Source organism: Roseovarius sp. JB2-10 (genome assembly GCF_055693585.1).
Window position 1 is genome coordinate 2,473,231 of sequence record NZ_CM146337.1, and the last position, 23,972, is coordinate 2,497,202.

At 58.3% G+C, this 23,972-nt stretch carries 18 protein-coding genes; 8 read left to right on the forward strand and 10 right to left on the reverse strand.

Annotated elements, in window-relative coordinates:
* Positions 1 to 408 precede the first annotated feature (408 nt).
* Complete coding sequence (locus ACZ1HJ_RS12430; RefSeq protein WP_472718979.1) at positions 409 to 1,605, forward strand: matrixin family metalloprotease; 1,197 nt, start codon at positions 409 to 411, stop codon at positions 1,603 to 1,605.
* Positions 1,606 to 1,678: 73 nt separating this feature from the next.
* On the opposite strand, the gene ACZ1HJ_RS12435 is transcribed toward ACZ1HJ_RS12430, so the two are convergent.
* Positions 1,679 to 2,413, reverse strand: coding sequence for a hypothetical protein (locus tag ACZ1HJ_RS12435; protein ID WP_472718980.1), 735 nt, complete (start codon positions 2,411 to 2,413; stop codon positions 1,679 to 1,681).
* A 140-nt stretch (positions 2,414 to 2,553) separates the two neighbouring features.
* Between ACZ1HJ_RS12435 and ACZ1HJ_RS12440 the strand changes: the two genes are divergently transcribed.
* Positions 2,554 to 2,826, forward strand: a complete 273-nt coding sequence (locus ACZ1HJ_RS12440) for a winged helix-turn-helix transcriptional regulator (protein WP_472718981.1) — start codon at positions 2,554 to 2,556, stop codon at positions 2,824 to 2,826.
* Positions 2,827 to 2,847: 21 nt separating this feature from the next.
* Here the strand turns inward: ACZ1HJ_RS12440 and ACZ1HJ_RS12445 are convergent, their stop codons facing one another.
* A complete protein-coding gene (locus ACZ1HJ_RS12445) occupies positions 2,848 to 4,125 on the reverse strand; it encodes a hypothetical protein (RefSeq protein WP_472718982.1) in 1,278 nt (425 codons plus the stop codon).
* 139 nt (positions 4,126 to 4,264) lie between these two features.
* Between ACZ1HJ_RS12445 and ACZ1HJ_RS12450 the strand changes: the two genes are divergently transcribed.
* The gene (locus tag ACZ1HJ_RS12450; RefSeq protein ID WP_472718983.1) at positions 4,265 to 4,939 is read left to right on the forward strand and encodes a transglycosylase SLT domain-containing protein; all 675 of its coding nucleotides are present in this window, start codon (positions 4,265 to 4,267) and stop codon (positions 4,937 to 4,939) included.
* A 9-nt stretch (positions 4,940 to 4,948) separates the two neighbouring features.
* Here the strand turns inward: ACZ1HJ_RS12450 and pepN are convergent, their stop codons facing one another.
* Positions 4,949 to 7,501, reverse strand: a complete 2,553-nt coding sequence (gene pepN / locus ACZ1HJ_RS12455) for an aminopeptidase N (protein WP_472718984.1) — start codon at positions 7,499 to 7,501, stop codon at positions 4,949 to 4,951.
* A gap of 285 nt (positions 7,502 to 7,786) precedes the next feature.
* On the opposite strand from pepN, the gene ACZ1HJ_RS12460 reads away from it, so the two are divergent.
* Complete coding sequence (locus ACZ1HJ_RS12460) at positions 7,787 to 8,563, forward strand: gamma-glutamyl-gamma-aminobutyrate hydrolase family protein (protein ID WP_472718985.1); 777 nt, start codon at positions 7,787 to 7,789, stop codon at positions 8,561 to 8,563.
* An 8-nt stretch (positions 8,564 to 8,571) separates the two neighbouring features.
* Here ACZ1HJ_RS12460 and ACZ1HJ_RS12465 read toward each other — a convergent pair whose 3' ends face one another.
* The 3 genes from ACZ1HJ_RS12465 to ACZ1HJ_RS12475 all read right to left on the reverse strand — a co-directional run bounded on the left by ACZ1HJ_RS12465 (position 8,572) and on the right by ACZ1HJ_RS12475 (position 12,295).
* Positions 8,572 to 10,881 (reverse strand): Hint domain-containing protein, encoded by a 2,310-nt coding sequence (locus ACZ1HJ_RS12465; RefSeq protein ID WP_472718986.1) that lies wholly within the window; start codon positions 10,879 to 10,881, stop codon positions 8,572 to 8,574.
* Between the two features lie 294 nt (positions 10,882 to 11,175).
* Complete coding sequence (locus ACZ1HJ_RS12470) at positions 11,176 to 11,541, reverse strand: MmcQ/YjbR family DNA-binding protein (protein WP_472718987.1); 366 nt, start codon at positions 11,539 to 11,541, stop codon at positions 11,176 to 11,178.
* A gap of 1 nt (position 11,542) precedes the next feature.
* On the reverse strand, positions 11,543 to 12,295 hold the full coding sequence (locus tag ACZ1HJ_RS12475) for an SDR family NAD(P)-dependent oxidoreductase (RefSeq protein ID WP_472718988.1): 753 nt from the start codon (positions 12,293 to 12,295) through the stop codon (positions 11,543 to 11,545).
* A 79-nt stretch (positions 12,296 to 12,374) separates the two neighbouring features.
* Between ACZ1HJ_RS12475 and ACZ1HJ_RS12480 the strand changes: the two genes are divergently transcribed.
* The 4 genes from ACZ1HJ_RS12480 to ACZ1HJ_RS12495 all read left to right on the forward strand — a co-directional run bounded on the left by ACZ1HJ_RS12480 (position 12,375) and on the right by ACZ1HJ_RS12495 (position 17,603).
* On the forward strand, positions 12,375 to 12,827 hold the full coding sequence (locus ACZ1HJ_RS12480) for a methyltransferase family protein (protein ID WP_472718989.1): 453 nt from the start codon (positions 12,375 to 12,377) through the stop codon (positions 12,825 to 12,827).
* 127 nt (positions 12,828 to 12,954) lie between these two features.
* Positions 12,955 to 14,535: a Re/Si-specific NAD(P)(+) transhydrogenase subunit alpha gene (locus tag ACZ1HJ_RS12485; protein WP_472718990.1), complete on the forward strand. Its 1,581-nt coding sequence runs from the start codon at positions 12,955 to 12,957 to the stop codon at positions 14,533 to 14,535.
* A 17-nt stretch (positions 14,536 to 14,552) separates the two neighbouring features.
* Entirely contained in the window at positions 14,553 to 15,986 is a 1,434-nt protein-coding gene (locus tag ACZ1HJ_RS12490; RefSeq protein ID WP_472718991.1) for an NAD(P)(+) transhydrogenase (Re/Si-specific) subunit beta, read from the forward strand.
* 336 nt (positions 15,987 to 16,322) lie between these two features.
* Positions 16,323 to 17,603, forward strand: a complete 1,281-nt coding sequence (locus ACZ1HJ_RS12495) for a DUF3422 family protein (protein ID WP_472718992.1) — start codon at positions 16,323 to 16,325, stop codon at positions 17,601 to 17,603.
* A gap of 32 nt (positions 17,604 to 17,635) precedes the next feature.
* Here ACZ1HJ_RS12495 and ACZ1HJ_RS12500 read toward each other — a convergent pair whose 3' ends face one another.
* The 4 genes from ACZ1HJ_RS12500 to ACZ1HJ_RS12515 form a co-directional block, all read right to left on the reverse strand.
* Positions 17,636 to 19,963 carry a tetratricopeptide repeat protein gene (locus ACZ1HJ_RS12500; protein ID WP_472718993.1) on the reverse strand — a complete coding sequence of 776 codons (2,328 nt, stop codon included), beginning with the start codon at positions 19,961 to 19,963 and terminating at the stop codon, positions 17,636 to 17,638.
* A 141-nt stretch (positions 19,964 to 20,104) separates the two neighbouring features.
* Positions 20,105 to 21,007, reverse strand: a complete 903-nt coding sequence (locus tag ACZ1HJ_RS12505) for an ABC transporter permease (RefSeq protein ID WP_472718994.1) — start codon at positions 21,005 to 21,007, stop codon at positions 20,105 to 20,107.
* Positions 21,000 to 22,007: an ABC transporter permease gene (locus tag ACZ1HJ_RS12510; RefSeq protein ID WP_472718995.1), complete on the reverse strand. Its 1,008-nt coding sequence runs from the start codon at positions 22,005 to 22,007 to the stop codon at positions 21,000 to 21,002. The genes ACZ1HJ_RS12505 and ACZ1HJ_RS12510 overlap by 8 nt, the downstream gene beginning before the upstream one ends.
* An 80-nt stretch (positions 22,008 to 22,087) precedes the next feature.
* The gene (locus ACZ1HJ_RS12515) at positions 22,088 to 23,785 is read right to left on the reverse strand and encodes a peptide ABC transporter substrate-binding protein (RefSeq protein WP_472718996.1); all 1,698 of its coding nucleotides are present in this window, start codon (positions 23,783 to 23,785) and stop codon (positions 22,088 to 22,090) included.
* Between the last annotated feature and the right edge of the window lie 187 nt (positions 23,786 to 23,972).

Consider the following 23,972-nt stretch of genomic DNA (forward strand, 5'->3'; position numbering starts at 1 on the left):
ACAGGACTGATGGGCGGATCACGCGAATCGATACTCTGGTAAAGCGAGTGGCCTCCCAATTGGGTTAACGCTTAAGGCGAACAGGTCCAGAATCACCGCGTCAAAATCCGTTGAATCCGAAAAATTTCCGAATGGGCAAATTACCGCCAACGCAAGAGATTTCTCATCGAATGTGGCGCCGGTGGGACGTAACCAGCATATTTCCGCCTTTTTTCGCACATACATGGTTAACGGCTGGCGGAATCCCGCGAGTATAGAGGGGGGCGATGGGAACATTGTTGAGTGTCTTCATGGGAAATGGTTTGGGTTTCCGTGGGATGAACGACAATAAGCATTGAGGTGTCTGAATTGGCAAATGTAGTGGGAACGAAGTGGGGATCGAGCAAACTTGGTACCCCAGGGGGAACAGTGACGTGGAGTTTGGCAGGCGCGGGATTGGATATTTCGCGCTTTAACACGTCCACTAAGAAGTCTACCACAGGGGATACTTTTCTGGATTACGACTTCGCCGAAGTGATTGCGGGCGCATTCGCGGAATGGTCCAAATACGGTGATATCGAATTCAAGCAAGTCGCAGATCGGGGCGGCGCGGCCGGAACCGGCAAAAACGCAGATATCCGCATCTTTTTTGGTGAAATTCCGGGAGGCACAGCCGGCTTCGCATTTTACCCTTCAGCTTTCGGCTCAGCTATCGCGGGAGATATCCTGCTCGACACGATAAACCAGTTCAACAACGACCCTGCACTCTTTGAAGCGGTTGTCTTGCACGAGATTGGTCATTCGCTCGGTCTGGGTCACACCACCGGCAATTCCATCATGACACCGAACGTCAGGAAAATCGGCCTGCAGGCGGATGACATCAACGGAATTCAACAGATTTACGGCGTCCAAGATGGTGCACCACAGAATGATGGTAGCGCCGGTGATGACGTGCCACCACCTCCTCCGCCAGCGGAAGAGGATGATCACGACCATGACCACGATCATGATGATCACAGCCATTCGCCAGACGAGCCGCATGATGATGGACCACATCCGGAGGATCAGCGTCTTGTTGGCACCGGCGGTTCAGACAAAATCTCCGGTCGCGACGGCGAAGATACGATTATTGGTCGTGGCGGTGCGGATCGACTGCTTGGCGGCGACGATGATGATGAAATCTACGGCGGCAACGGCCTCGATCGTCTGGAAGGTAATTCTGGCAACGACAAACTCTACGGCCAGGGCGACCGCGACATCATGCTCGGCGGCAACGGTAACGACTACCTCGACGGTGGCCGCGGCAATGACAAGATCAAAGGCGGTTCTGGCGAAGACACGTTGAACGGCGGGTCGGACAATGACTGGCTGCAGGGCGGTAACAACTCTGATACCTTCGTGTTCACCAATAAACATGGCCGTGACACGATCGCAGATTTCAACGCGCGTAACAACGCAGAGAAAATCGATCTGAGCGGCGTGACCGGCTTCGACAGCTTCCGCGATGTACGCGATGCGGCCAAGCAGAAGAGCGGCAATGTCCTGATCGAAACATCGGACGACAGCTCGATCCTTTTGCAGCGGGTGAACCTCAGCGATCTGGATGCGGGCGACTTCATCTTCTGATCGACGCAACATCGGCTAACACATATGCGCGCGCATCTACCAAGATGCGCGCGTTTTTTTGTGGATTGTCACCTCAGGCGGTCACCAAAGATGCACTGGTGCGACGCAGGCGGCTCAGCGTCACCAGATGGAACGCCAGGAACAGCGGCACGAAAAACCCCGGAAACATGGCAAGCGGGTGCAGGTTGATGATGTTGGGCATGTCCGGTGAGAAGAGGTGCAAAAACCCCTCTGACGTGGTGATCCCGACCAGAACCGCGACCAGAAAATCCAACATGCCGATCACTGTGGCCTGAATAACCTTGCGCCGCGCATTGGCGGCACCCCGTCGCACGGCGACCCACGCCTGATACCCGGCAATACCCGCCCAGATATCGCCAAGACCTGCCAGCAGTGCAAACTGCCACGGGATGACGCCCATGACCCACCCGATCAGGAAAAGCGCCCCCATGACGCGCGGGATCTGAAACGCGCTCAGCAGGCCAATATCGACATGGTCACTGACCCGCCGTCCGGTATGCGTCAACCGCGCCAAAGCCCACAGGATAAATGCGCCGATAAAGAGAAACCCAAGCACGGTAGGAGGTTCGGCTAAGGTATCGGGAACATTGAAGAAGTTGAATTCCGACAGGGCCATGGCAAGCGCGAACCAAAGGCCAAAAACCGCTGATGGAACCAGAATAGCGCGCCGTAGAGCTGGTCCTGTCAGCCCGGCCTCATGGGCGCCGATGGTTACAATTGAGACTGTGAACACCGGCAACAAAACAGCGAAAAAGTGAACATACCCGAGAAAGAAAACGTCTAGCATTTTGAGCTCCTAGTAAGGTACGTTTTACGTAGTAACTACGTAAATAGGAGTCAATTCACATTTTGAATTTAGATCTTATATTGCAATTCATGACCAAGCATGGCCGAGAAAACTGCCCCATTGTGCGGGCAACAAACGTAATGGGCGACCAATGGTCGTTTCTGATCCTGCGCGAATTCTTTTTGGAAGGGTCCCGGCGGTTTCAGGACCTTCAGGACGTGCTCGAGGTGTCGCCCAATACACTGTCAGGCCGTTTGAAGCGGCTGGAAGCGTCGGGCATATTGGTGCGCCATCAATATTCGACCAACCCACCGCGATCTGAATACAAGCTGACGGAAAAGGGTCAGGCCTTGGCACCGGTGATGAGTGCATTGCGCAGTTGGGGCACAAAACACACCCCCGATCTTGACTGAAATCTTGACAGACTGGTGGCGTTACAGCGCAGGCAGCCGGTACATGCCCGCCGATGAGAACGCGATGGAATTCCCGCTGGCAATGTCATCCGCAAAACGTTCAGCGATCACCCGCAACGCTGTTTGACGCCCCTTGGCCACCAAAGCACGTCGGGAGGGCAGGGGTGGCGTCAAACCCGGACTGAGCAAGGTCTGAGACCAGATCAGGGGATGCAATTCCTGAAGGTGGCAGGTCAGGATCCAGTCCAAGAACTCATGTAGTTTCTTGCGCGACGCTTCGGCCGGAGCGGACCTGCGTGGTTCTTTTGTATCTGGCCCCATGGTGATTGCACAAAACGCCGCCAGAAGATTGGTCAGGTGCTGTTCCTTGCGCGCGTTGAGGATGTCTTTCATCCCCTCGATAAAGAAATCGCAATCAAGGTGGTCCAGCGCCAACCGGTCCAGTGCCAGAGCGTCGAAATACACCCATGAATATGCGCCAGCGCCCCAAATCTCGCCAGTGCGTGCGGCGGTGCGCCGGGCCTCCAGCTCCAGTTTCTTGTAGTCACCGTAATAGGCGGGCAGCAAATGTTGACCGAGGGCCCGCATGTGACGCGGGCTGTCAGGGTCAAGGTCGATCAGTGTTTCATAGTCATCGGCCACGCGGTTGCCGGGCTGGCGCCGCGATGCCAGAAGCGCGCATTGCGCTGCCGCAAGGGATGGGGCATCCAGATCGACCCCGTCAAACGGTCCCAGAATGTCATCGGCGCGTTTGAAATGTTCCTTGAACCGCAAGGTGTGCGTGTCGCTGCCCCCTTCGGGCGTCGTGTTGCGCCATGCCCATCCGATATCGATATGCGCAAGCGCGGTCACAAGAGCACAAGCATAATCGCCGTAATGCTCCGCCAGCATTTCTTCCAGCGCATTGATCCCGTCGGGGCTGGGTTCGGCTTCGTCGTAGAGCGCATCTTCTGCCACGGCAACGACATCGCTGCGCGCGCCAAAGGCCAGGAGCATCGCCGCGGATTCGCCTCCGGGTGTGCTCAGGCGGCAATCTTCGGCATATCGGATCAGGCGCGACAGCTCTTTCCAATTCTCCTGCCGGGCCAGCTTCTGACCATTGTCTTGATGCGCCGCCCGGGCCATCTCCTCATCGGTGACGGGCAGGGAGGGCAAAATGATGTGTTTGGTCAGCACATCCATGTCGACATCCGGCTTGCGGCGGATCACGGAAGGAACCGCGCGCTCTGGCAGAGCCGTCTTCAGCGTCTTGAAGACAGAACCTGCCAAGGATTTGCCGGTTTCAAAAGGGGTCGTCATTGCGGCTCCAACATGTGTTTCGCCTGTAGAATGACGATTTTTGTGGGCCAAAACATGTCCGGCCTTGGGAGAAGGCAGGGAAAAATACAGGCCGCGCAGGGGCGTTGCCAAGGGGAGGCAAACCGGTCAGAATGCCCTGATGAAACGCGCTGCCGCCCTTGTTTTACTGGCCCTGATGCCAGGATTCGCCATGTCTGCAGAGACTGAAACACGCGACTTTGCCATGGCAAAGCCCAAACCGCCCGCGCGGGAGGGCAATTTACCGCGCACACGGTGGGAAAACCGCCCCGAGGCACAATTGTGGACCCGGGCGGCCTTGTCCGCCCTCAAAGAGCATGGGGCGCGACTGCCGCAAACCGTTCCGCGCGACATCGAAACCTGGTGTCCGGCCTATACCAGTGCGGACGAAGCGCAACGCCGCGCATTCTGGGTTGGGCTGCTCTCGACGCTGGCAAAACACGAAAGCACCTATAAGCCACGCGCCGTGGGCGGGGGCGGCAAATGGTTTGGCCTGTTGCAAATTTCGCCCGGGACCGCGCGTGGCTATAAGTGCCGGGCGCGCTCTGGCGCTGCGCTGAAGGACGGCGCGGCAAACCTTTCCTGCGCGATCCGGATCATGACCGTGACGGTGCCGCGCGATGGCGTTGTGTCACAAGGCATGCGCGGTGTGGCCGCCGATTGGGGGCCGTTCCACAGCCGCGCCAAACGAAACGACATGATCCAGTGGACCCGGAACCAAACCTATTGCAAACCGATGAACGCGGTCCGGCCCAAAACGCGCCCAATCGAAGTGGCCAGCGTCGATCTGAACTGATCCCGCCCTTTAGGCCGACAGGATGCGGCTGACCATTTCGGTTGTGTCGCGGCTCAGATCAGGCGTTGCCAAAATACGCTCCAACTGGACCTTGATTAGCGCCTGCCGATCCTTGTCATACCGCCGCCATGTCTCAAACGCTGTGGACATGCGCGCCGTAGTCTGCGGGTTCAGCGGGTCAAGCTTGATCAGCCAATCCGCCAACACGGTATATCCCTTGCCGCTTTTGTGATGAAAGCCAGCGGCGGAGGCACTCAACCCGCCAAGTGTGGACCGGAAGCGGTTTGGATTTTTCATCGTGAAATCAGGGTGTTCCGTTAGTCCTGCCGCGGTATCAGCCGTTTCGGCGGGATCAGCATGAATGATCTGCAACACGAACCATTTGTCGATCACCAGCCGGTCATGTTGCCATTGTGCGTAAAACGCATCGGTCGCCTCCGCGCCGTTTCCGGCCTGCAACAAACACGACCAGGCGGCCAGTTGCTGGGTCATATTGGTGGCGCTGTCATACTGGCGCTTGGCCTGTGCGCCGCCGTCCAGACGGGTGATCATCGACAGGGCGGCATTGGCCAGCGCCCGGGCGCCGGATTGCTCTGCGTTGGGCTGGTAGGGCGCGCTGATCTGGTATTGCGCGTATAGGCGCGGGGCCAAATCCTGCAGGGCCTGTGCCTTGGCCTGCCGCAGGGTTTCCTGCGCATCCCAAATGGCCTGCGGGTCGGGTGTGTGGCCACGGTCATACAGGGTTTGTGCCAAATCGTCCTGACTGGGCAACCCCAGTGCAAGCGCGCGAAATGCGGGATCAAGCGCATCATCGCGCGCCATGGTTTCTACCGCATCCAGATAGCCGGCATCAGGTGCGGCACCATTGCAGATCATGTCAATCAAGCCCTCGCGGGCGAGGCTCAACCCGGCCTCCCATTTGTTGAACGGATCGGTGTCATGGGCCAACAGGAATGCGCGCTCGGCGTTGGTGACCTCGCGCTCGAGGATCACAGGGGCAGAAAAGGCACGTAGGATCGATGGTGTTGGGCGTGCGTCCAGACCTGAGAAAGAGAAACTCTGCTGCGCTTGGGTCATTTCCAACACGGTGGTTTGCTGTACCTCAGCCCCGTTTGGATCGAGCAGACCCACGGCAATCGGGAGTACCCTGGGGTCTTTGGTGTCCTGTCCGGGCGTTGGTGGTGTTTTTTGTTCAAAATGAAGGGTGTAAGTGCCATCCTTGAAGTCATCTGTGACGCTCAGCCGTGGTGTTCCGGCCTGTTCATACCAGCGTTTGAATTGCGTCAGATCGCGGCCGGTGGCGTCTTCGAAGACCTGTAACCAATCTTCAATGGTTGCCGCATCTCCATCGTGGCGCTCAAAGTAGAGGTCGAGCGCCTTGTAGTAGGCCGTATCCCCCACAAGTGTTTTGAGCATGCCGATGAGTTCCGCGCCTTTTTCGTAGATCGTTGCGGTGTAAAAGTTGTTGATTTCGACAAAACTGTCCGGGCGAACGGGATGCGCCAGCGGGCCATTGTCTTCGCGAAACTGACGGGCCCTGAGCGCAATCACGTCTGAGATACGCTTGACAGGTTCGGACCGCAGATCTGACGTGAATTGTGCGTCACGAAACACGGTCAGACCCTCTTTCAGGCACAGCTGGAACCAATCGCGACAGGTGATGCGATTGCCCGTCCAGTTGTGGAAATATTCATGGGCGATAATCGCCTCAATCCGTTCGAAATTCATGTCGGTCGAGGTTTCTTCGCTGGCCAACACCGCGGAAGAGTTGAATATATTCAACCCTTTATTCTCCATCGCCCCCATGTTGAAGTCATCGACCGCGACGATGTTGAAAATATCCAGATCATATTCGCGGCCATAGGTATTTTCGTCCCAAGTCATGCTGTCCTTGAGCGCTTGCATGCCAAAGGCACATTTGTGTTCATCCCCGGGGCGCACCCAGATGTTCAATTCGACATCGCGGCCGGATTTGGTGGTGAACCGGTCGGGATGGTTGATCAGATCGCCCGCCACAAGCGCAAAGAGATAGGCCGGTTTGGGCCAGGGATCATGCCATTCGGCGAAACCGTCGCCCGCGTCACCGGGATTGCCGTTGGACAGCAGGATCGGCTCCTTTCCCTCGATGCGCACGTCAAAACGGGCCATGACGTCCGGACGATCAGGGTAATAGGTGATTTTGCGAAACCCTTCCGCCTCGCATTGGGTGCAATACATGCCGTTCGACATATATAGGCCTTCCAGCGCGGTGTTGGTCTGGGGTGAAATCTGAACCTCAGCCTCCCACAGGAACGGCGCATCGGGGACGTCACAGGTCAATCCGCCATCCACGTGTTGCGGGGTCACCGGAGCACCGTCGATCTTGGCATTGATCAGCGTAAGCTCTTCACCATGCAGGAAAAACCGATGATCCGTCGCATCCGGATTGGGCCGGAATTTGATGCGTGAGATGACCCGCGTTTCGGTTGGATGCAGGCGAAATGTCAACGTGACGCCATCAATCAGATAACCAAACGGAGTGTAGTCCTTGAGATAGATCGTTTGAGGGGCGGCATCACGCATGGGCGGGCTCTCCTGTCATCGGGGTTTTGACAGGTGTAGCGCACTGACACGTGGCTGCAAGTAATGTGCTGGTGTGGACGACGACATCCTGCCCTGTCCGGGATGCTTGTGGCCAGAACAGGGGTGCGTTTTGGCACCAAATGCCGCCGCCCACGGCTGGAGAACCTAAGATCCTGCCGTTACCATAAGGTGCATGAGCGCGCGAAACACTGTGCGGGGATTGGTGTTTTATTATCAATTTGATGCATATACTAAAGTCTCAGAGACACTGTTCAGGGGAATAACATGACGCGTCCGGTCATTGGTATTGTTGGCAACCGGTATGAAATCGAAGAACGGTATCTGGTCCATGCCTCCGGGCGGATCAATGTGACCGCGATTTCCGAGGTCGCGACATGTTTGCCTTTGATCATACCGTCGGACCCGGAAGTTGCGGACATCAATGACCTGCTGGACGTGTGCGACGGGTTTTTGTTGACTGGCGGTCGCCCCAATGTCCACCCGGAGGAATATGGCCACGCAGAAACCGATGCGCATGGCGCCTTTGACCGGGAACGCGATGCGCTCAGCCTGCCACTGGTGCGGGCCTGCGTTGAGCGGGGGCAACCCATATTGGGTGTTTGCCGCGGGTTTCAGGAGGTCAATGTGGCGATGGGGGGCACATTGCACCCCGAAATTCGGGATCTGCCCGGCCGCGACAATCACCGGATGCCACCCGATGGCACGCTGGAGGAGCAATTTGCGTTGCGCCACGTGGTGACCTTCCGCGAGGGTGGCCCGTTTCACCGGTTGATGGGCGCCACCGAAGTGATGACCAACACGCTGCATGGTCAGGGCATAGAAGAGGCCGGACCACGGATTGTGATCGATGGTCACGCGCCAGACGGCACGCCCGAAGCGATTTATGTGGAAGGCGCATCGGGGTTTGCCCTGTCCGTGCAGTGGCACCCGGAATGGAATGCCGCACATGACCCGGTCAGCCGCCCGCTCTTTTCCGCCTTTGGCGATGCGGCGCGCGCGTGGCAATCCGGACGCCGTTCACCCGCCTTAAAAACGGCCTGAGGCCGGCATTACCCCGATATCGACGGTCGCTCTGGCGCCAAAAGGCGCGCTTCGTGGGCCTTGAGGCAGGTCCGCGCCGTACCGCCATAGGCGCCGATATTGCTGCGAAGTTCCGGGAAAATCGCGAACATCTCATCGCGTGATTGATCTGAAATGGCCGAAATCCCGATGTCACCTGCGTGAAAACTCTCGGTGGCCGTGCCGTTTGCGTATATCACCTCATGCTGATCAAACATCAGATGCAGATAGGTCACTGAAGGGCATTCGATCTGGCATATGTTCAGGTCATTCACCAAATGCTTGGCGGTCACCAGAACTTCGGACGTGCCAAAGAGCAATTCCGCCCGGTACCCCGAGAACAAAAACCGGTGCTGGGGCGAAACCAGCAAGGGCTGGGTGATGCCTTCCAACGCACCGGCCTCAAGCCGGACGGGTGCAAAGCGCTGCAGGCCCGGCACCGCCCGATTGCCCAACCAGCGTATAGGCTGTGGTCCGTTATCGCGTGTGATCACCAGATCACCGGCGCGCAGTGTTTCAATGGCGCGCTCCCCGTGGGGTGTCAAAATCATCGCGCCTGGCGTGAAACAGATGATGTTCTCGATCTCGCTGAACGTCACCAGAGTGCCATCGGCCATGGTGAAACTGCCCGACAGGCCGCCCGCGTCATCATCTGTGTTGGTAAAGGTTATGTCGGCTTGCGAAATGTCAGAGGTCAGGCGCAGCGTGTCACCGTCGGTTTCATCGCCTTCGCCACCAATGATCGTGATGCTGTCGTTGCCAGCCTCTGACAGATCGGTCAGCGTGAAGAAATCATCGCCGTCGCCGCCTTCTGCCGTATCGCCCTGGGCCACGTTAAACGCGTCGTCACCGGCCCCGCCGACCATGCTGTCGGACCCGGTGCCACCGGTCAGGCTGTCATCACCGGCACCGCCGTCCAGCGTGTCATCGCCGCTGTCGCCGCCAAGCGTATCATCGCCGCCTTCACCGAAAATCTGGTCAGCACCGTCGCCGCCATCAATGACGTCATTGCCGTCTTCGGGGGGCACCGCGTCGAAATGGATATCCGTTACGTTGATCCCATGGGTGCCGTTTTGGCCGTTGGAATAGACGATTTCGATCTGCGACACCGGACCCGCGATTTCGACAAGGACCGAGCCGTTGGCGTCATCGGGATCATCCAGCGCGCCACCAGCCGTGATTGTGTTGCCCAAGACCGTATCATCACCTTCGGCCGTCAGAACCACCGTGACGGGATCACCATTTGCGTCAAACGCGTTGATGGTCACCGTATCCGTGTGGTTGCCGGCGAAACTGTCGATGTCGTTGATCCGGAAGCTGACATTCTCGACTTCATCGGAATAGGTGCTGTTGGGGGCGGCGGCAAAATCGATTGTTGTGGTCGACGTTGCGGCATCCCCGTCTCCAAACAGAGCAAGCGAGGAGGTGGTGTTGAACGGCTCACCGGTATCTTCGTATTGGGTATCGGAGCTTTCGATGGTGAATGTGGCCGAGTTGTTGCCATCGTTGCTAAAGCCGACTGTCACCTCGATTTCGCCGGTGATCTGGGTGATCCCGGTCGAGACGTCATCTTCGTCGTTGTCAGCGGCTTCCCAGTTCAGGAACTCCGAGGATGTGGTCGGCGTACCATTATTGTCGCCATGCAGAACATCCGCACCGCCACCGCCGGAAATCGTATCATCCCCACCACCGCCTTCGACAGTGTCACTGCCCGCGCCGGTGGTGACGTTGTCATTGCCATCTCCGGCCTGAACGCTGTCATTATTGGTCGTGTCGTTGACCGCGTCATTATCCTGATCGCGGTAGCTGTTGTTGATCGTGTCATCGCCCGACGTGCCGGTGACAACCGTATCGGTGCCGACATAGTTCGAAATATTGAAGCCCGGATCGTCGATGGCCACGTTGGGGTTGCTGTCAAAGGCCACCACCTCATAGCTGCGCCCGGGGATGAGGGGGCGTTCGGAAATCGTATAGAAACCGGCGGCAGACCCGTTTTCGACCTGAAACTGCGAAACGTCGAATTCTTCGCCGGTCACCGTATCGCGGATTGTCCAGCTTTGTTCGGCATCGACGTTGGAACCTAGGGACGTATTGCCACCGATGGTGACATTCGCGGTCGCTGTTTCCGCGCCGTTATTGTCGTCGTCGAGCGTGTAGCCCTGGAAATTGGCCTCATTGTCGGTGACGGTGGCCGTGCCCTCCTGATCGGCGGGGCCGGTCCAGCTGAAGGTTGACCCGATCGTCGTCGTGAAGATCGTTGTTGGATCAACATCGTAAATACCAACGGTATATGTGGGCATTAAACGCCCTCCTGTCTTGCAAAGCTAGGATTTGCACCTGTTCATTCGCGCCCGTTTTGGGCTTGGGTGACGGAAATCACCGCTCGTTCTCGACGCGTAGTTTAGGAGGGCGCTGCGGCGCAATTGCGTATGGATTTGGGTAAATTTTCGGCCAAATCTGTTCTAATTGCGGTTTTTCAATCGAAGAGTGTAGCGTTGAATACTGCGCGCAATCTGGAGGGGGTGTTTGTAGCTGAAGCAGCAGGCAGGCGCGGTTTTTGCTATGAAGTTCAATCCGCAAGCAGCTTGAATCATTCAGCTTTTTTCAGGAATGCCCAATTCTGTGCGTTTCTTCTTGCTCAGATTTGCCGCCGCCAGATGATAGGATGCGATCAGATGATCGCGCAGTTCGTCGTCCGACAGACCGGGCAGATCATAGACCTGTAGCCATTTGAGCCCGCGAGAGGCCAGATAAGGCGCTGGCCGGATGCCCGGCTGGTCGCTCAGCACCTCGAAAGCAATGTCGGAGGCTTTGAACGTGAAGGCGTCGCGCCCGTCATTCCATCCGCAAACGGCAAACACCTTGGTGCCGACCTTCCAGACATCCGCATTTCCCCATTGCACCACGTGATTGGTTGCCGTCAGGCCGCCGCAGAAGGCATTGAATTCGTCGCGGGTCATGTCAAAATTTTCCGCCTGCAATTTCAATGGTTTGCCCGTTGATGCTGTCAGACCCTGAACCGCAGAGCCAGAGCACGGCTTGTGCCACCTCATCGGGGTGGATCAGCCGCTTGTGTTTGTTGGCATTGACCATCATCGAGCGGGCCTCGTCTTCACTCACGCCGGCGCGTTCCTGAATGGCGGCCGTGTTCCGGGTCACAATGTCGGTGTCTACATAGGCGGGGCAGACGGCATTGAATGTGTAGGGCGTGCCCAGATAGTCCTCGCTGAGGGCACGGATAAGGCCCACCATCCCATGTTTGGACGCGGTATAGGCCGCGGCCCCGCGCAACCCCTTGAGCCCGGCGATGGACGATATGGCAATCATGCGACCCCACTGCGTATCGCGCATCGATGTCAGGCTCTCGCGAATGGTGAAAAACGCGCCGTCCAGATTGGTGGCCATGGTGCGTCGCCAAAACGCGGCATCTGTTTTGTGCACGGCGCGGCCTTCGGCAATACCCGCATTTGCAATGCATATCTGAACAGGTCCGCGTTGGCGCACCGCCTCGGCGATTGTCTGGCACAGCTGGGCTTCGTCGGTCACGTCCATCACGGCGGCATGCATGCCGGGGCCCGCGACCTTCTCCAGCACCTCGGCGCGCCGACCGGTGATCGTCACCTCGGCACCCTCGGCGGCCAGCGCCCGGGCGATGGCAAGGCCGATCCCCGTACCACCCCCTGTGACCAATGCGTGTTTGCCTGATAGAGACATGGGGCGCAGCCTAGCAAAACGTCGGGCTGTGACAAGTCGCGCGCTTTTGTCTGCGGACAGATCGGGGTAGGGGGCACCCATGTTCAAATGGATTGACATACCACCCATATGGCTGGGGTTTTTTGCAGCATTGGCCTGGGCTCAGGCGGCTTACACCCCGATGGGGCTGACGTTTGGCGGCACATGGGCCGGGTTCGCAGGCGGGCTTCTGGTGGGGGGCGGTCTGGTGCTGATGGCACTGTCCTTTGCAGAGTTTCGTCGCCACAAGACCACCGTTATCCCGCATATGGAGGCCGCACGTCTCATCACCAGTGGTATCTTTTCGCGCACGCGCAACCCGATCTATCTGGGCGATGCGTTGATCCTGGCGGGCCTGATTCTCCGGTGGGATGCGGTTTTATCGCTGCCTTTGGTGCCTATTTTCATCTGGGTGATTGAAAAAAGGTTCATTATCGCAGAAGAAGATCGCTTGCGGCGCAAGTTTCGGGCGGATTTCGCCCGGTATTGCGAAAAAACGCGTCGATGGGTCTGACGGAGATGGGACAAAGTGACCATCCTACCTTGGGTGGCCTTGTGAAATAACGACGTTTGACGTTAAGAGAGCGACGACCGATCAGGGCGGTCGGGCAAGCGGAATTGCCAGAAGAGGAAACGGTACAGTGAAGATAGGGACACCTAAAGAGGTCATCGAGGGCGAAAACCGAGTCGCAATGACGCCGGATTCAGCCACTCAGTTGCAAAAACTGGGTCATGACTGTGTGATCGAAGCCGGAGCCGGTGCATCGGCTGGTTTTTCAGACAAACAATACAAAGAAGCCGGTGTGGAGGTTGTCAAAACCGCCGCCGCTCTTTGGAAAGCAGCCGATGTGGTGGCGAAAGTGCGCCCGCCCACGGAAGCGGAAATGAAACGGTTGAGCGACGGTCAGACGCTGATCTCGTTCTTTAATCCGGGCGGCAACGAAGCCCAGATGAAGTCAGCCGCCAAGAAGGGCGCAACCGTAGTGGCCATGGAAATGGTCCCGCGGATCAGCCGCGCGCAGAAGATGGACGCGCTGAGCTCGATGGCCAATATCGCGGGCTACCGCGCGGTGATTGAGGCGGGTAACAACTTTGGCCGCTTCTTCACCGGTCAGATCACGGCGGCGGGCAAGGTGCCCCCGGCCAAGGTTCTTGTCGTTGGTGCCGGTGTGGCCGGTTTGGCCGCGATTGGGACCTCAACCAGCCTGGGTGCGATCACCTACGCTTTTGACGTGCGGCCAGAAGTGGCCGAACAGGTGGAATCCATGGGCGCTGAATTCGTCTATCTGGATTTCGAGGAAGAACAGACCGATGGCGCGGCCACAGGTGGGTATGCGGCGGTCTCCTCACCAGAGTTCCGCGAAGCACAGCTGGCCAAGTTCCGCGAACTGGCGCCCGAGGTCGACATCGTGATCACGACGGCGCTCATCCCCAACCGCGAAGCCCCCGAGCTCTGGACCGAAGACATGGTCAAATCCATGAAGGCCGGTTCGGTCATAGTGGATCTCGCGGCGGAAAAGGGCGGCAACTGTAAGCTTACAGTGATGGACGAAAAGATCGTGACAGATAATGGCGTGACGATCATCGGCTATACCGACTTCCCGAGCCGGATGGCGGCACAATCGTCGAGCCTTTATGCCACCAATATCCGCCACATGATGACGGATCTGACGCCGGAAAAAGACGGCGTGATCGTGCATGACATGGAAGATGACGTGATCCGCGGGGCCACGGTGACCCACGCCAAGGAGGTCACCTTCCCGCCGCCCCCACCCAAGGTGCAGGCAATTGCGGCTCAGCCCAAGAAGGAGGAGCCCAGAGAACTGACACCTGAAGAAAAACGCGCCGCTGAAATGGACGCGTTCAAACAGCAGACCAAAACCCAAGTGGGCCTCCTGGCAATCGGTGGCGCGTTGGTATTGGGGATTGGTGCAATCCCCGGAATGCCCGCAAGTTTCATGCAGCATTTCATCGTGTTTGTCCTGTCGGTCTTCATCGGCTTCCAGGTCATCTGGAACGTGGCTCACAGCCTGCACACCCCGCTCATGGCGGTGACAAACGCGATCTCCTCGATCATCATTCTGGGCGCGCTGATCCAAATTGGATCGTCCGGCGTGCTGGTCACCTTGCTGGCTGCCTTGGCGGTCTTCATGGCATCGGTGAACATCTTTGGCGGGTTCCTCGTGACCCGGCGGATGCTCGCCATGTTCCAAAAGTCTTAAGGTAGGGGATTACGCAAATGGAAAACGCATTCACGATTGCGGCCTATGTGGTCGCGGCGATCCTCTTCATCCTCTCACTCGGAGGATTGTCAGGACAAGAAAGCGCGAAACGCGCTGTGTGGTATGGCATTGCCGGTATGGCGCTTGCGGTTGTAGCCACGTTGTTTGGCCCCGGTTCGGGCCTGTGGTTTGTCTCGCTCGTCATGATCGCGGGTGGCGCGGCCGTTGGATACCAACTGGCCACGCGTGTTCAGATGACACAGATGCCGGAACTGGTGGCGATCATGCACTCGCTGGTCGGCCTAGCGGCGGTCTTTGTGGGCTTCAACGCTGACTTTACCATCACCGCCGTTGAAGCAGCCAAAGCGGCAGGTGACACGATCGAGGGCACTTTTGCTCAGCTTGTGGCCAAGAAAGAACCCATTGAAATCACCATCCTGCAGATCGAACTGGTCCTGGGTGTCTGGATCGGTGCGGTGACCTTCACCGGCTCCGTGATTGCCTATGGCAAGCTTGCGGGCAAGGTGGACAGCGCAGCCAAGCAATTGCCGGGCGGTCATATCCTTAACGCATCCGCGGCGGGTCTGTCGCTGATTTTTGCGATCTGGTATTTCCAGGGCGGCGGCTTCATTACGCTCTTCGTGCTGACCCTGCTGGCGCTCTTCATCGGGTATCACCTGATCATGGGCATCGGTGGCGCGGACATGCCCGTGGTTGTCTCGATGCTCAACAGCTATTCCGGCTGGGCGGCGGCGGCCATTGGCTTCAGCCTCGGCAATGACCTTCTGATCGTTGTGGGTGCACTTGTGGGGTCGTCCGGTGCGATCCTGAGCTACATCATGTGCAAAGCCATGAACCGCTCCTTTGTCAGCGTGATCCTGGGCGGCTTTGGCGGCGCTGCGGGTGAGCAGATGGCCGTTGAAGGTGAGCAGGTCGCGATCGACGCCGATGGCGTTGCCACGGCGCTCAACGAGGCCGACAGCATCATCATCATCCCGGGCTACGGTATGGCGGTGGCACAGGCGCAACAGGCGGTCAGCGAGTTGACCAACAAGCTGCGCGCCAAGGGCAAAAACGTGCGCTTTGCGATCCACCCGGTCGCCGGGCGTCTGCCGGGACACATGAACGTGCTGCTGGCCGAAGCCAAAGTTCCCTATGACATCGTGCTGGAAATGGACGAGATCAACGAGGACTTTCCGGAGACGGACGTGGCCATCGTGATTGGGTCGAATGACATCGTGAACCCTGCCGCGCAGGATGATCCCAACAGCCCCATCGCCGGTATGCCGGTGTTGGAATGCTGGAAGGCGAAACAGGTGTTTGTCTCGAAGCGCGGGCAGGGGACCGGGTATTCCGGCATCGAAAACCCGCTGTTTTACAAAGAAAACACCCGGATGTTCTACGGCGATGCCAAAGACAGTGTCAGCTCGCTGTTGTCCAAGATCGACTGACGCATTCGACATGCAAACCGGTCGCCAGTGTTTCAGTGGCATCGACCTGTTTGGAGAATACCACGGAAAAGGGCCTGCACCGCGCGGGCCCTTTTTCGTTTCTCCGGGCGCGGGTGTGCCCCGCGCCCGACATCCGTACCCGACACCTGTGGACAGGCGCAAAAGGCCGAAACCCAAACGCGATGCGCGGCAAATCTGGCGGCTCTGCCTATTTTGGCAGCATGTCGGTGGCCTGTATACGGTAGTATTCACTTAACCTATTGTGGATAAAGGAAAAAATAGGTTTCAATGCGTAGGGTGTGCCGCTATGGTGCCCCGATTCCCAGGAGAGCTGCAATGCCCCCGATCCAAGACCACCCGCTGCGCTATGCGCTGGCCAATGAATTGCATGCGCGCCCGTTCCCGTCGGTGGGCCTGCCGGCGCGGGCGGTGTATCTCGCCATCAAACGCCCGACTGACGCGGCCAAGCGTGACCGTGCGGCGGATCGGGACCATCTGCTGGAACTCCTGGACCGGCACGGCGCGCCGCATCCGCAACCCGAGGCGACGCATTACTTCGGGCAGGTCGGTCAATTCATGCTGAAATGGGAAAGCCACACGGAGTTTGTGACCTACACGGCACTGATCGACGGGATCAGCGAGCGGCCATTCGATCCCGCCGATTTTGAGGTTTTTCCGGAAGACTGGCTGGAAACTGCGCCGGGGCAACGCATCACATCCGGTCTGATCCGCGTGGCCCCGTGGAACAGTGATGAAGTGCTGCGCGAGGAGCTGACCAAATGGTTTGTTCCCGAAAGCGTGGCCGTGGCGCGGGTATTGGATAATTCAGCAATTGTTGCCGGGGATTTCCGGATCGATTCCGCGGGTCATTTGCGATTTCTGGTCAGCGTCATGCCGGGTACTGGTCCGCGCCGTATTGGCCGCGTGGTACAGCGCCTGTGTGAGATTGAAACCTACAAAACCATGTCGATGCTGGGCTTCAGCCGGGTACGCGATATGGGCAAGCATATGGGCGATATCGATGGGCGTCTGGGCCGGTTGATGGGGGATATGTCCGGCGGGCTGGCGGGGTCCGAAGATACGCTTCAGGAATTACTGGATGTCTCCGGTGAGTTGGAATGGATGGTTGCTCAATCGTCGTTCAGGTTTGGGGCGACAGAAGCCTATTCGCGACTAGTGTCACAAAGGATTCAGGTCCTGCGCGAAGAACGGTTTGAGGGCCGCCAGACATTTTCGGAATTCATGATGCGGCGGTTTTCGCCGGCGATGCGCACGGTGTCATCCTCCAAGGACCGGCTGCGCAACATGTCCGACCGGGCTCTCCGGGCCGGCAACTTGCTCAGAACGCGGGTGGATGTGGAGCGCAGCGCCCAAAACCAGATATTGCTGGAAAGCATGAACCAAAGGGCTGACACGCAATTGCGATTGCAGCGCACGGTCGAAGGGCTCAGCGTTGTGGCAATCAGCTATTACGCGGTGTCGCTGGCCGGGTACCTTCTCTATCCGCTCAGCGATGTGCTGAATCTGAGCAAGGGTATGATCACGGCGTTGGTTACATTGCCTGTTGTGGGTTTGGTGTGGTGGATGATCCGCCGCATTCGTAACAAACTCCATTAGTCACGTATGTGCCATTTGGCACCGCCAAAGCGTTACGCCACATGTATATCGCGCGGTGCGCGGCCCTCTTGCCAATTGTCCCACGCGGCGCGGTACCCGTCCTCCAGATGCCGGGTGTAGAGGCGTGTATTGAACAGCGGCGCCGCGGGCAGGTTGCCCGCAAGTTTTTGCCGGATGTCCGACAGGGCGGCCGGGTCTGTTGCCAGACGCAGGATCAGCGCCTCGTAGGCCTCACTGTCCTGCGCAATCAGCTCGGGCATCTCCACCGCGTGCAGCAGACTTGAGGCGACACGCGCGGCAAATTGTGCACCGGGCCGGGTGACAACGGGCAGCCCCGCATAAAGCGCATCACTGGCCGTAGTATGGGCGTTATAGGCAAAGGTATCCAGAAAGAGATCGGCCAGGCGGTGGCGCGCGAGGTGTCGATCCTGCAGCAGTTTGTCGGCAAAGATCAAACGTGCTGGTTCGATGCCATGTGCCTTGGCCGCATTCCGCATGTTTTTCTCGGCCACCGGCGTGCTTTTCATCAGCCACAGCACGGCATTGTCGACCTGCGCCAAGACCCGCATCCAGATACGGAACACCTGTTCGCAGATTTTGTAGTTCTGATTGAAGCAACACAGAACCAGCGCATCCTCGGGCAATCCCATGTCTGTGCGACTTACCAGGACGTCAGAAATCAGCCGTCGGTCATCGTTGGGTTGGTAACTGTGCGGCAGGTAAATCACCTGTTCTGCGTAATGCGGGCGCTGCGCAGGGGGAATGACCTGCGGGTCAGCGATGATGTAGTCCATTGCTGTCATGCCCATGCTGCCGGGATAGCCCAGGTAGTTGATCTGGACGGGGGCCACGCCGGCGGCAAAGAGGGCAGGGCGCGCGCCCAACGTGTAGCCCTTGAGGTCAACGGCGATGTCGAGCGCGTCCTGCCGTAACCGGGTGATGACGTCAGTATCGGACGCCTCGTGCAGATCAACCACCTGCGCGACATTGCTGCGGAGCCGGTCGAACTGCGCGCTTTCACGCGGCGCGTTCAGCCCGTAGACGATGACTTCAAACCGGGTTTTGTCATGCTGTTCCAGCACACCGTTCAGCAAAAACAGCGTCGCGTGATCAAAAAGATCGCCGGACACATAGCCAATCCGCAGGCGCTCTTTGGGTGCACATGGTTCAAAGCAATGGCGTGGCATATCCCATTGCCGGGCATAATGCGCCGCGCGCTGCAGGTGTCGGGCGGGATCATCTTCAAATCCCAATAGGGCAAAGGGCGATACAGGCTCTCCGCGCAGTCCAAGCGAATTGGCCACGGCGTCGAATTCCTTTTGTGCCTGCCAATCACAAATCTGGGCCTGAAAATGCAGTTTCTGCGCCAATGCGGCATGTAAATCGGGGTTTAGCGCAACGGCTTGGCCATAGTGATGGATGGCTTGGTCAATCTGACCCAGCCGTTGATGAACATTCGCCAGGTTGTGATGCGCGCGCGCGTGAGTTGGATCAATTTTCAAGGCGGACTGACAGGCGTCCTGCGCGCCCTGATAATCGCCCATGGCATAGAAAGCAGAGGCCAGATTGTTCAGTGCTTTCACCGAACCCGGGTCTTGAGCGAGGACCTCTTTCAGCGTGACGATGGCACGTGCCGGATCACCGGCCTCTAGGGTGGTTGTAGCGATGCATAGCGCAATGCGGAGGTCACCGGGATGCGTTTCTTGCGCCTCTGACAACAGGGCAATTGCATCCTCGGCATGCCCGATGTCACTCAGTGTTTCTGCCAGCGTGATCAGCGCTTCGATGTTGCCGGGGTCTGTCGACACAATGGCCGACAAATCCTCCACCGCCTCCGCGTTCTGACCAAGTGCCACATAGGCAGTGGCCCGCGCCTGCAGATACGGGGCCGCGCCCGGGGCGAGATCTAGCGCCCGGGTAAAACACGCCACCACGTCTTTCGGCTTCTTTTGGCGTTCGTAGACGGCCCCCAGATTTGCGTGTGCCTGAACTGACGACGGGGCAAGCTGTGCGGCAGTCTCGAACGCCTCCCGGGCGGCCTCCAAACGCCCCAATCCCACGGCCGAAGCGCCCAGAAGAGTCCAAACCGGTTCGGACCCGGGAAACCGTGCACTCAGCCCCTTTGCTGCGTCAAAGGCCGTTTGAAACCGCCGTTGCGTATAGGCGGCATGCACGGCCTGAAGCTCGGCTTTGGGCGGTGTGTTTTGCACATGCGATAACCGGTCGAGCGCTTTTTTGGCCCGGGCGTTGGCGGGAAAGACCTGTAAAACCTGCTGGTAACACTGGATGGCATCGGCCATCTGCCCCCCGCGTTCATGGGTTTTTGCCCGTCGCAACGTGCGATCCACACTCAAAGCCATGGCATCCCTTTCCTGCAAATGCTGATGGCGCCAACGGTCAGATTGGCACCGCTCTTTCGAGTGATGTCATCGCTTGTTTAAAATTCGATTGATTTTCGCAGCGGCGCAACGGCACCCCATTTTTTGCCGATGCGGCGGTCTTCAGCGGCCTCTGATCCTCGGGTCCAGCGCGTCGCGCAGACCGTCGCCCATGTAATTGACGCTGAGCACAGTCAGCGAAATGGCCAGGCCAGGCCAGATAACCCGCTCGGGATAGTCTTGCAGGTACACAACCGCATCGTTCAAAAGCCGCCCCCATGTGGGGAAATCCGGTGGAAAGCCAAGCCCCAGAAAACTGAGCGCGCTTTCTGTGATGATGGCATTGGCGATGCCAAGCGTGGCCGAGACCATGATGGGTGACATCACATTGGGCAGGATGTGCCGGGTGATCAGGTTCAGGTTGCTTGTGCCGATGGACCGCGCCGCCAGTACAAATTCGCGCTCCTTCAGCGCCAGAACGTCGCCGCGTACAATCCGCGCCGTAGGCATCCAACTGGTCACGCCAATGGCCACAACGATCAGGATGAAAATGCCCGTTTCCGGGCCAAAGGCCGTGTTCAGCGCTTCGCGGAACAGCATCACCATGACCAGCAGCAAGGGCAGCAAGGGCAGGGACAAAAAGAGATCAGTCAAGCGCATCAACGGCCCGTCCAGCCATCGGAAAAAGCCTGCAACAACGCCCACAAACGTGCCTAGGATCAGGGCCAGCAACATGGCGGTCAACCCAACGGTGATCGAGCTTTGTCCGCCCGCGATCATACGCGCCAGCGTGTCCCGGCCCAGTTGATCCGTCCCAAAGGGATGCGCCCAGCTGGGCCCCTGATTGCGCGACGGGATGTCAATGAAGGTGGGATCAATCCGCCAGACCAGAGGTCCCAGAAAGACCGTGGCGATGATCAGCAGAAAGATGATCATGCCAATCAACGCGCCGCGATGGGCCCGGAATTGCACCCATACATCATGCCAATGGCTGCGCGGTGGTGTGTTGATGGCCGGGTCACTCATATCGGATCCTCGGGTCAAGGACGCCGTAGAGCACATCCGCCAGTACGTTGAAAAGAACGATCAGGATGGCCAGCATGAAGGTAACAGTCTGAACCATGGGCAGGTCATTGGCCTGAATGGCGGTGATCAACAATTGCCCCAGCCCGTTCACCTTGAAAATCTGTTCGGTGATGATGGCTCCGCCAAAGATTTGCGGCACACCAAGTGCGATGACCGTGACAACCGGGATCATTGAATTGCGCAGCACATGGACCATGACCACCACACCTTCGCCCAGGCCCTTGGCGCGCGCGGTACGCACGTAATCCTGCCCCAGATTATCCAGCATCGACGCGCGCATGAAGCGGCTGATCTGGGCGGTAATCTGCAGGGCCAGCACCATCACCGGCATGACCATCTGTTTGAGTTGAATGACAAAACTGTCCCAATCGACCACGCGGTGCGTGGTGTCATAGATCGACGGCAGCCAGCCCAGTTGCACCGAGAAGATCACAATCACCAGCACACCGGAAAAGAAGGGCGGCACGGAATAGCCCACCATGGTCACAAATGTGCCGACCTGATCAAAGGCGGAATACTGACGATACGCTGAATAGATGCCGATCGGCAGGGCAATCAGAATGGCCACCAGATACGCCATGGCCACCACCCAGAGGGTCTGTGGCATCCGTTGCATGACAATTTCCATCACCGGCGACCGGGTTTGCCAGCTGATCACACGTTGCTGGCCTTCGGACAGGGTTGTGCCAAAAGTGGCATCAATCAGGACTGATGGTTCCACCACGAAAAACTGGTAGAGCCATTTACCAAAGCGGATATGGGTGGGCTCGCCAAGGCCCAGAGCCTCGCGCATCTGTTGTTTAACTTCCGCCGGGACGGTCAGAGGTACCTGCGCCATGGGATCACCGGGCGCCAGTTCGAGCAGCAGAAAAATGACAAGGGCGATAAAAAGCAGCGTCGGAACGGACAAGACCAGTCGTCGGACGGTGTAAGTCAGCATTCGTCGCCTCGATTTCGTCGGCGGGTAAGCCGGCCGGAAAGGGGCCCCGCGGGGCGGAGCACCCTTTTTGGTTTAGGCGATTACTTCACGCGATACCAGTCAGCCGCGTTCCAAAGTTCGCTGTCCCAGATGTTGAGGACAACGCCGCCAAGCGTATTGGAATGACCAGAGACGCGACCGCGATCCACCAGCGGCAGGATCGCATATTCCTGCATCAGCATGTCATTCATTGCCTTGGCCAGACGGGCGCGTTCATCCAGATCCGCCGTGACGGCCATCTCTGCCACCAGCGCATCATATTCGGGCGAACAGAACCGGCCCATGTTATTGCCCTGCCACTGGTTTTCCGGGGCAGGGGCCTGATCACAAGCCCACCGGGCCATGTAGTTTTCAGGGTCCGTGCCGTCGAAATTATTGGCATACATCTCTACATCAGCAAAGAATTTCTGGAACGTGTCCGGGCTCCCGGGGTCGCCGCCAAAGAAGACCGATCCGTCAATGCTTCGAAGCTCGGTTTCAATGCCGATCTGCGACCACCATTGTTTGATCTGCTCCTGAAAGTCGCGGCGCACGGCGTTGACCGAGGTCTGGAACAGCAAGGACAAACGCACGCCATCTTTTTCACGGATGCCGTCCGCGCCCTTGACCCAACCGGCCTCGTCCAGAAGCGCGTTTGCGCCGTCGATATCCTGTATCTTGCAGGCGTCATTCGCGGTCGAGGCGTAGATTTCCGGCGCTGGCAACACGTTGCAGGTCACGCGACCCGCATCGCCATAGCCGATTTCAACCAATTGCTCGCGGTTGATCGCCATCGACAGGGCCTGTCGCACGGCCTTGTCCGTCAGGAAAGGATGCGGATGCGCCCGTGTGCCACGTTCGTCGCCCAGGGCAATATCCGGGTTGGTGAAGTTGATCATGATGCGCTCGACAAGGGTGCCAAATGTCGACACGGTCTTGCCCTTGCCCGCCGCCTCCATGCGCGCCAGGACATCCGGCGCCAGTTGCAGGTTCCACGCGTAATCATATTCCGCCGTTTCCAGAACCGCCCGGCCTGCGGCCGCGGCCTCACCGCCCCCTTTGAAAAGAACGTTCTGGAAGGCGGGCTTGGCCGGGTCGCGGTAGTTGGCATTAGCCTCAAGCTGGATCACGTCATTGGGTCGGAAATCCGTGACGGTGAAGGGGCCGGTGCCGACCGGGCTGAAATTGGCGTCGGTACATTCCGGCGCCTTGGGCCCAAGGCAATCTGCGAACTGCGCCTTTTGAATGATCGGGGCCTGACCGCCCACAAACGGACCGTAGGGGAAGGGTTTGGGCACGCCAAAGGTCACCACCACTGTGCGTTCATCCGGCGTATCCACCGAGACCACATCAAGGTATTTTTCAGCCTGGGCACATCCGCCGCCATCCGCGGTACAATACTGCCAGGTGAACTGCACATCTTCGGAGGTAACCGCGCTGCCATCCGACCACAGCAAGCCGGGTTTCAGGGTCCATGTGATGGTGGTCAGATCTTCGCTGACACCGCCATTGCCGACGGTCGGGATCTCTTCGGCGAGCCATGGCACGAGATTGCCGCCCTGGTCATACCGCGCCAATGGTTCGATCACGAGGCTGGCCGCCTCCATGTCCTTGGTGCCACCCGACAGGTAGGGGTTCATGATTGAGGGCGCTTGCCAATAGAGGATGTTCACCTGTCCATCCGCGCCGCGTTCTGCCTGCGCCGCCGTGGTCAATGCCAGCGAAGCGGCCGTGGCAGCCAATAGGGCTTTTAGTCTCATCTTTGTCTCCCCGTTTGTGCCAGAGGTGTGGAGCGCGCTCCCGCCTCTGCGATTTGGACATGTCCATTGCAGTATATCATGCATGTTGGAAGCATAATGTATACGTAAACAATGGCTTGCACGCCCTTATTTTCTTGCAGTTACGTCCATTTCAGACCGAATTGAACGTAAAAATCAAGGTTTCCTT

What these genes read in the sequence shown, in the direction of transcription:
- ACZ1HJ_RS12435 (WP_472718980.1), bottom strand. Translation starts at nt 2,413, where the DNA reads ATGCTAGACGTTTTCTTTCTCGGGTATGTTCACTTTTTCGCTGTTTTG.
- ACZ1HJ_RS12440 (WP_472718981.1), top strand. Translation starts at nt 2,554, where the DNA reads ATGGGCGACCAATGGTCGTTTCTGATCCTGCGCGAATTCTTTTTGGAA.
- ACZ1HJ_RS12445 (WP_472718982.1), bottom strand. Translation starts at nt 4,125, where the DNA reads ATGACGACCCCTTTTGAAACCGGCAAATCCTTGGCAGGTTCTGTCTTC.
- ACZ1HJ_RS12450 (WP_472718983.1), top strand. Translation starts at nt 4,265, where the DNA reads ATGAAACGCGCTGCCGCCCTTGTTTTACTGGCCCTGATGCCAGGATTC.
- pepN (WP_472718984.1), bottom strand. Translation starts at nt 7,501, where the DNA reads ATGCGTGATGCCGCCCCTCAAACGATCTATCTCAAGGACTACACTCCG.
- ACZ1HJ_RS12460 (WP_472718985.1), top strand. Translation starts at nt 7,787, where the DNA reads ATGACGCGTCCGGTCATTGGTATTGTTGGCAACCGGTATGAAATCGAA.
- ACZ1HJ_RS12465 (WP_472718986.1), bottom strand. Translation starts at nt 10,881, where the DNA reads ATGCCCACATATACCGTTGGTATTTACGATGTTGATCCAACAACGATC.
- ACZ1HJ_RS12470 (WP_472718987.1), bottom strand. Translation starts at nt 11,541, where the DNA reads ATGACCCGCGACGAATTCAATGCCTTCTGCGGCGGCCTGACGGCAACC.
- ACZ1HJ_RS12475 (WP_472718988.1), bottom strand. Translation starts at nt 12,295, where the DNA reads ATGTCTCTATCAGGCAAACACGCATTGGTCACAGGGGGTGGTACGGGG.
- ACZ1HJ_RS12480 (WP_472718989.1), top strand. Translation starts at nt 12,375, where the DNA reads ATGTTCAAATGGATTGACATACCACCCATATGGCTGGGGTTTTTTGCA.
- ACZ1HJ_RS12490 (WP_472718991.1), top strand. Translation starts at nt 14,553, where the DNA reads ATGGAAAACGCATTCACGATTGCGGCCTATGTGGTCGCGGCGATCCTC.
- ACZ1HJ_RS12495 (WP_472718992.1), top strand. Translation starts at nt 16,323, where the DNA reads ATGCCCCCGATCCAAGACCACCCGCTGCGCTATGCGCTGGCCAATGAA.
- ACZ1HJ_RS12500 (WP_472718993.1), bottom strand. Translation starts at nt 19,963, where the DNA reads ATGGCTTTGAGTGTGGATCGCACGTTGCGACGGGCAAAAACCCATGAA.
- ACZ1HJ_RS12505 (WP_472718994.1), bottom strand. Translation starts at nt 21,007, where the DNA reads ATGAGTGACCCGGCCATCAACACACCACCGCGCAGCCATTGGCATGAT.
- ACZ1HJ_RS12510 (WP_472718995.1), bottom strand. Translation starts at nt 22,007, where the DNA reads ATGCTGACTTACACCGTCCGACGACTGGTCTTGTCCGTTCCGACGCTG.
- ACZ1HJ_RS12515 (WP_472718996.1), bottom strand. Translation starts at nt 23,785, where the DNA reads ATGAGACTAAAAGCCCTATTGGCTGCCACGGCCGCTTCGCTGGCATTG.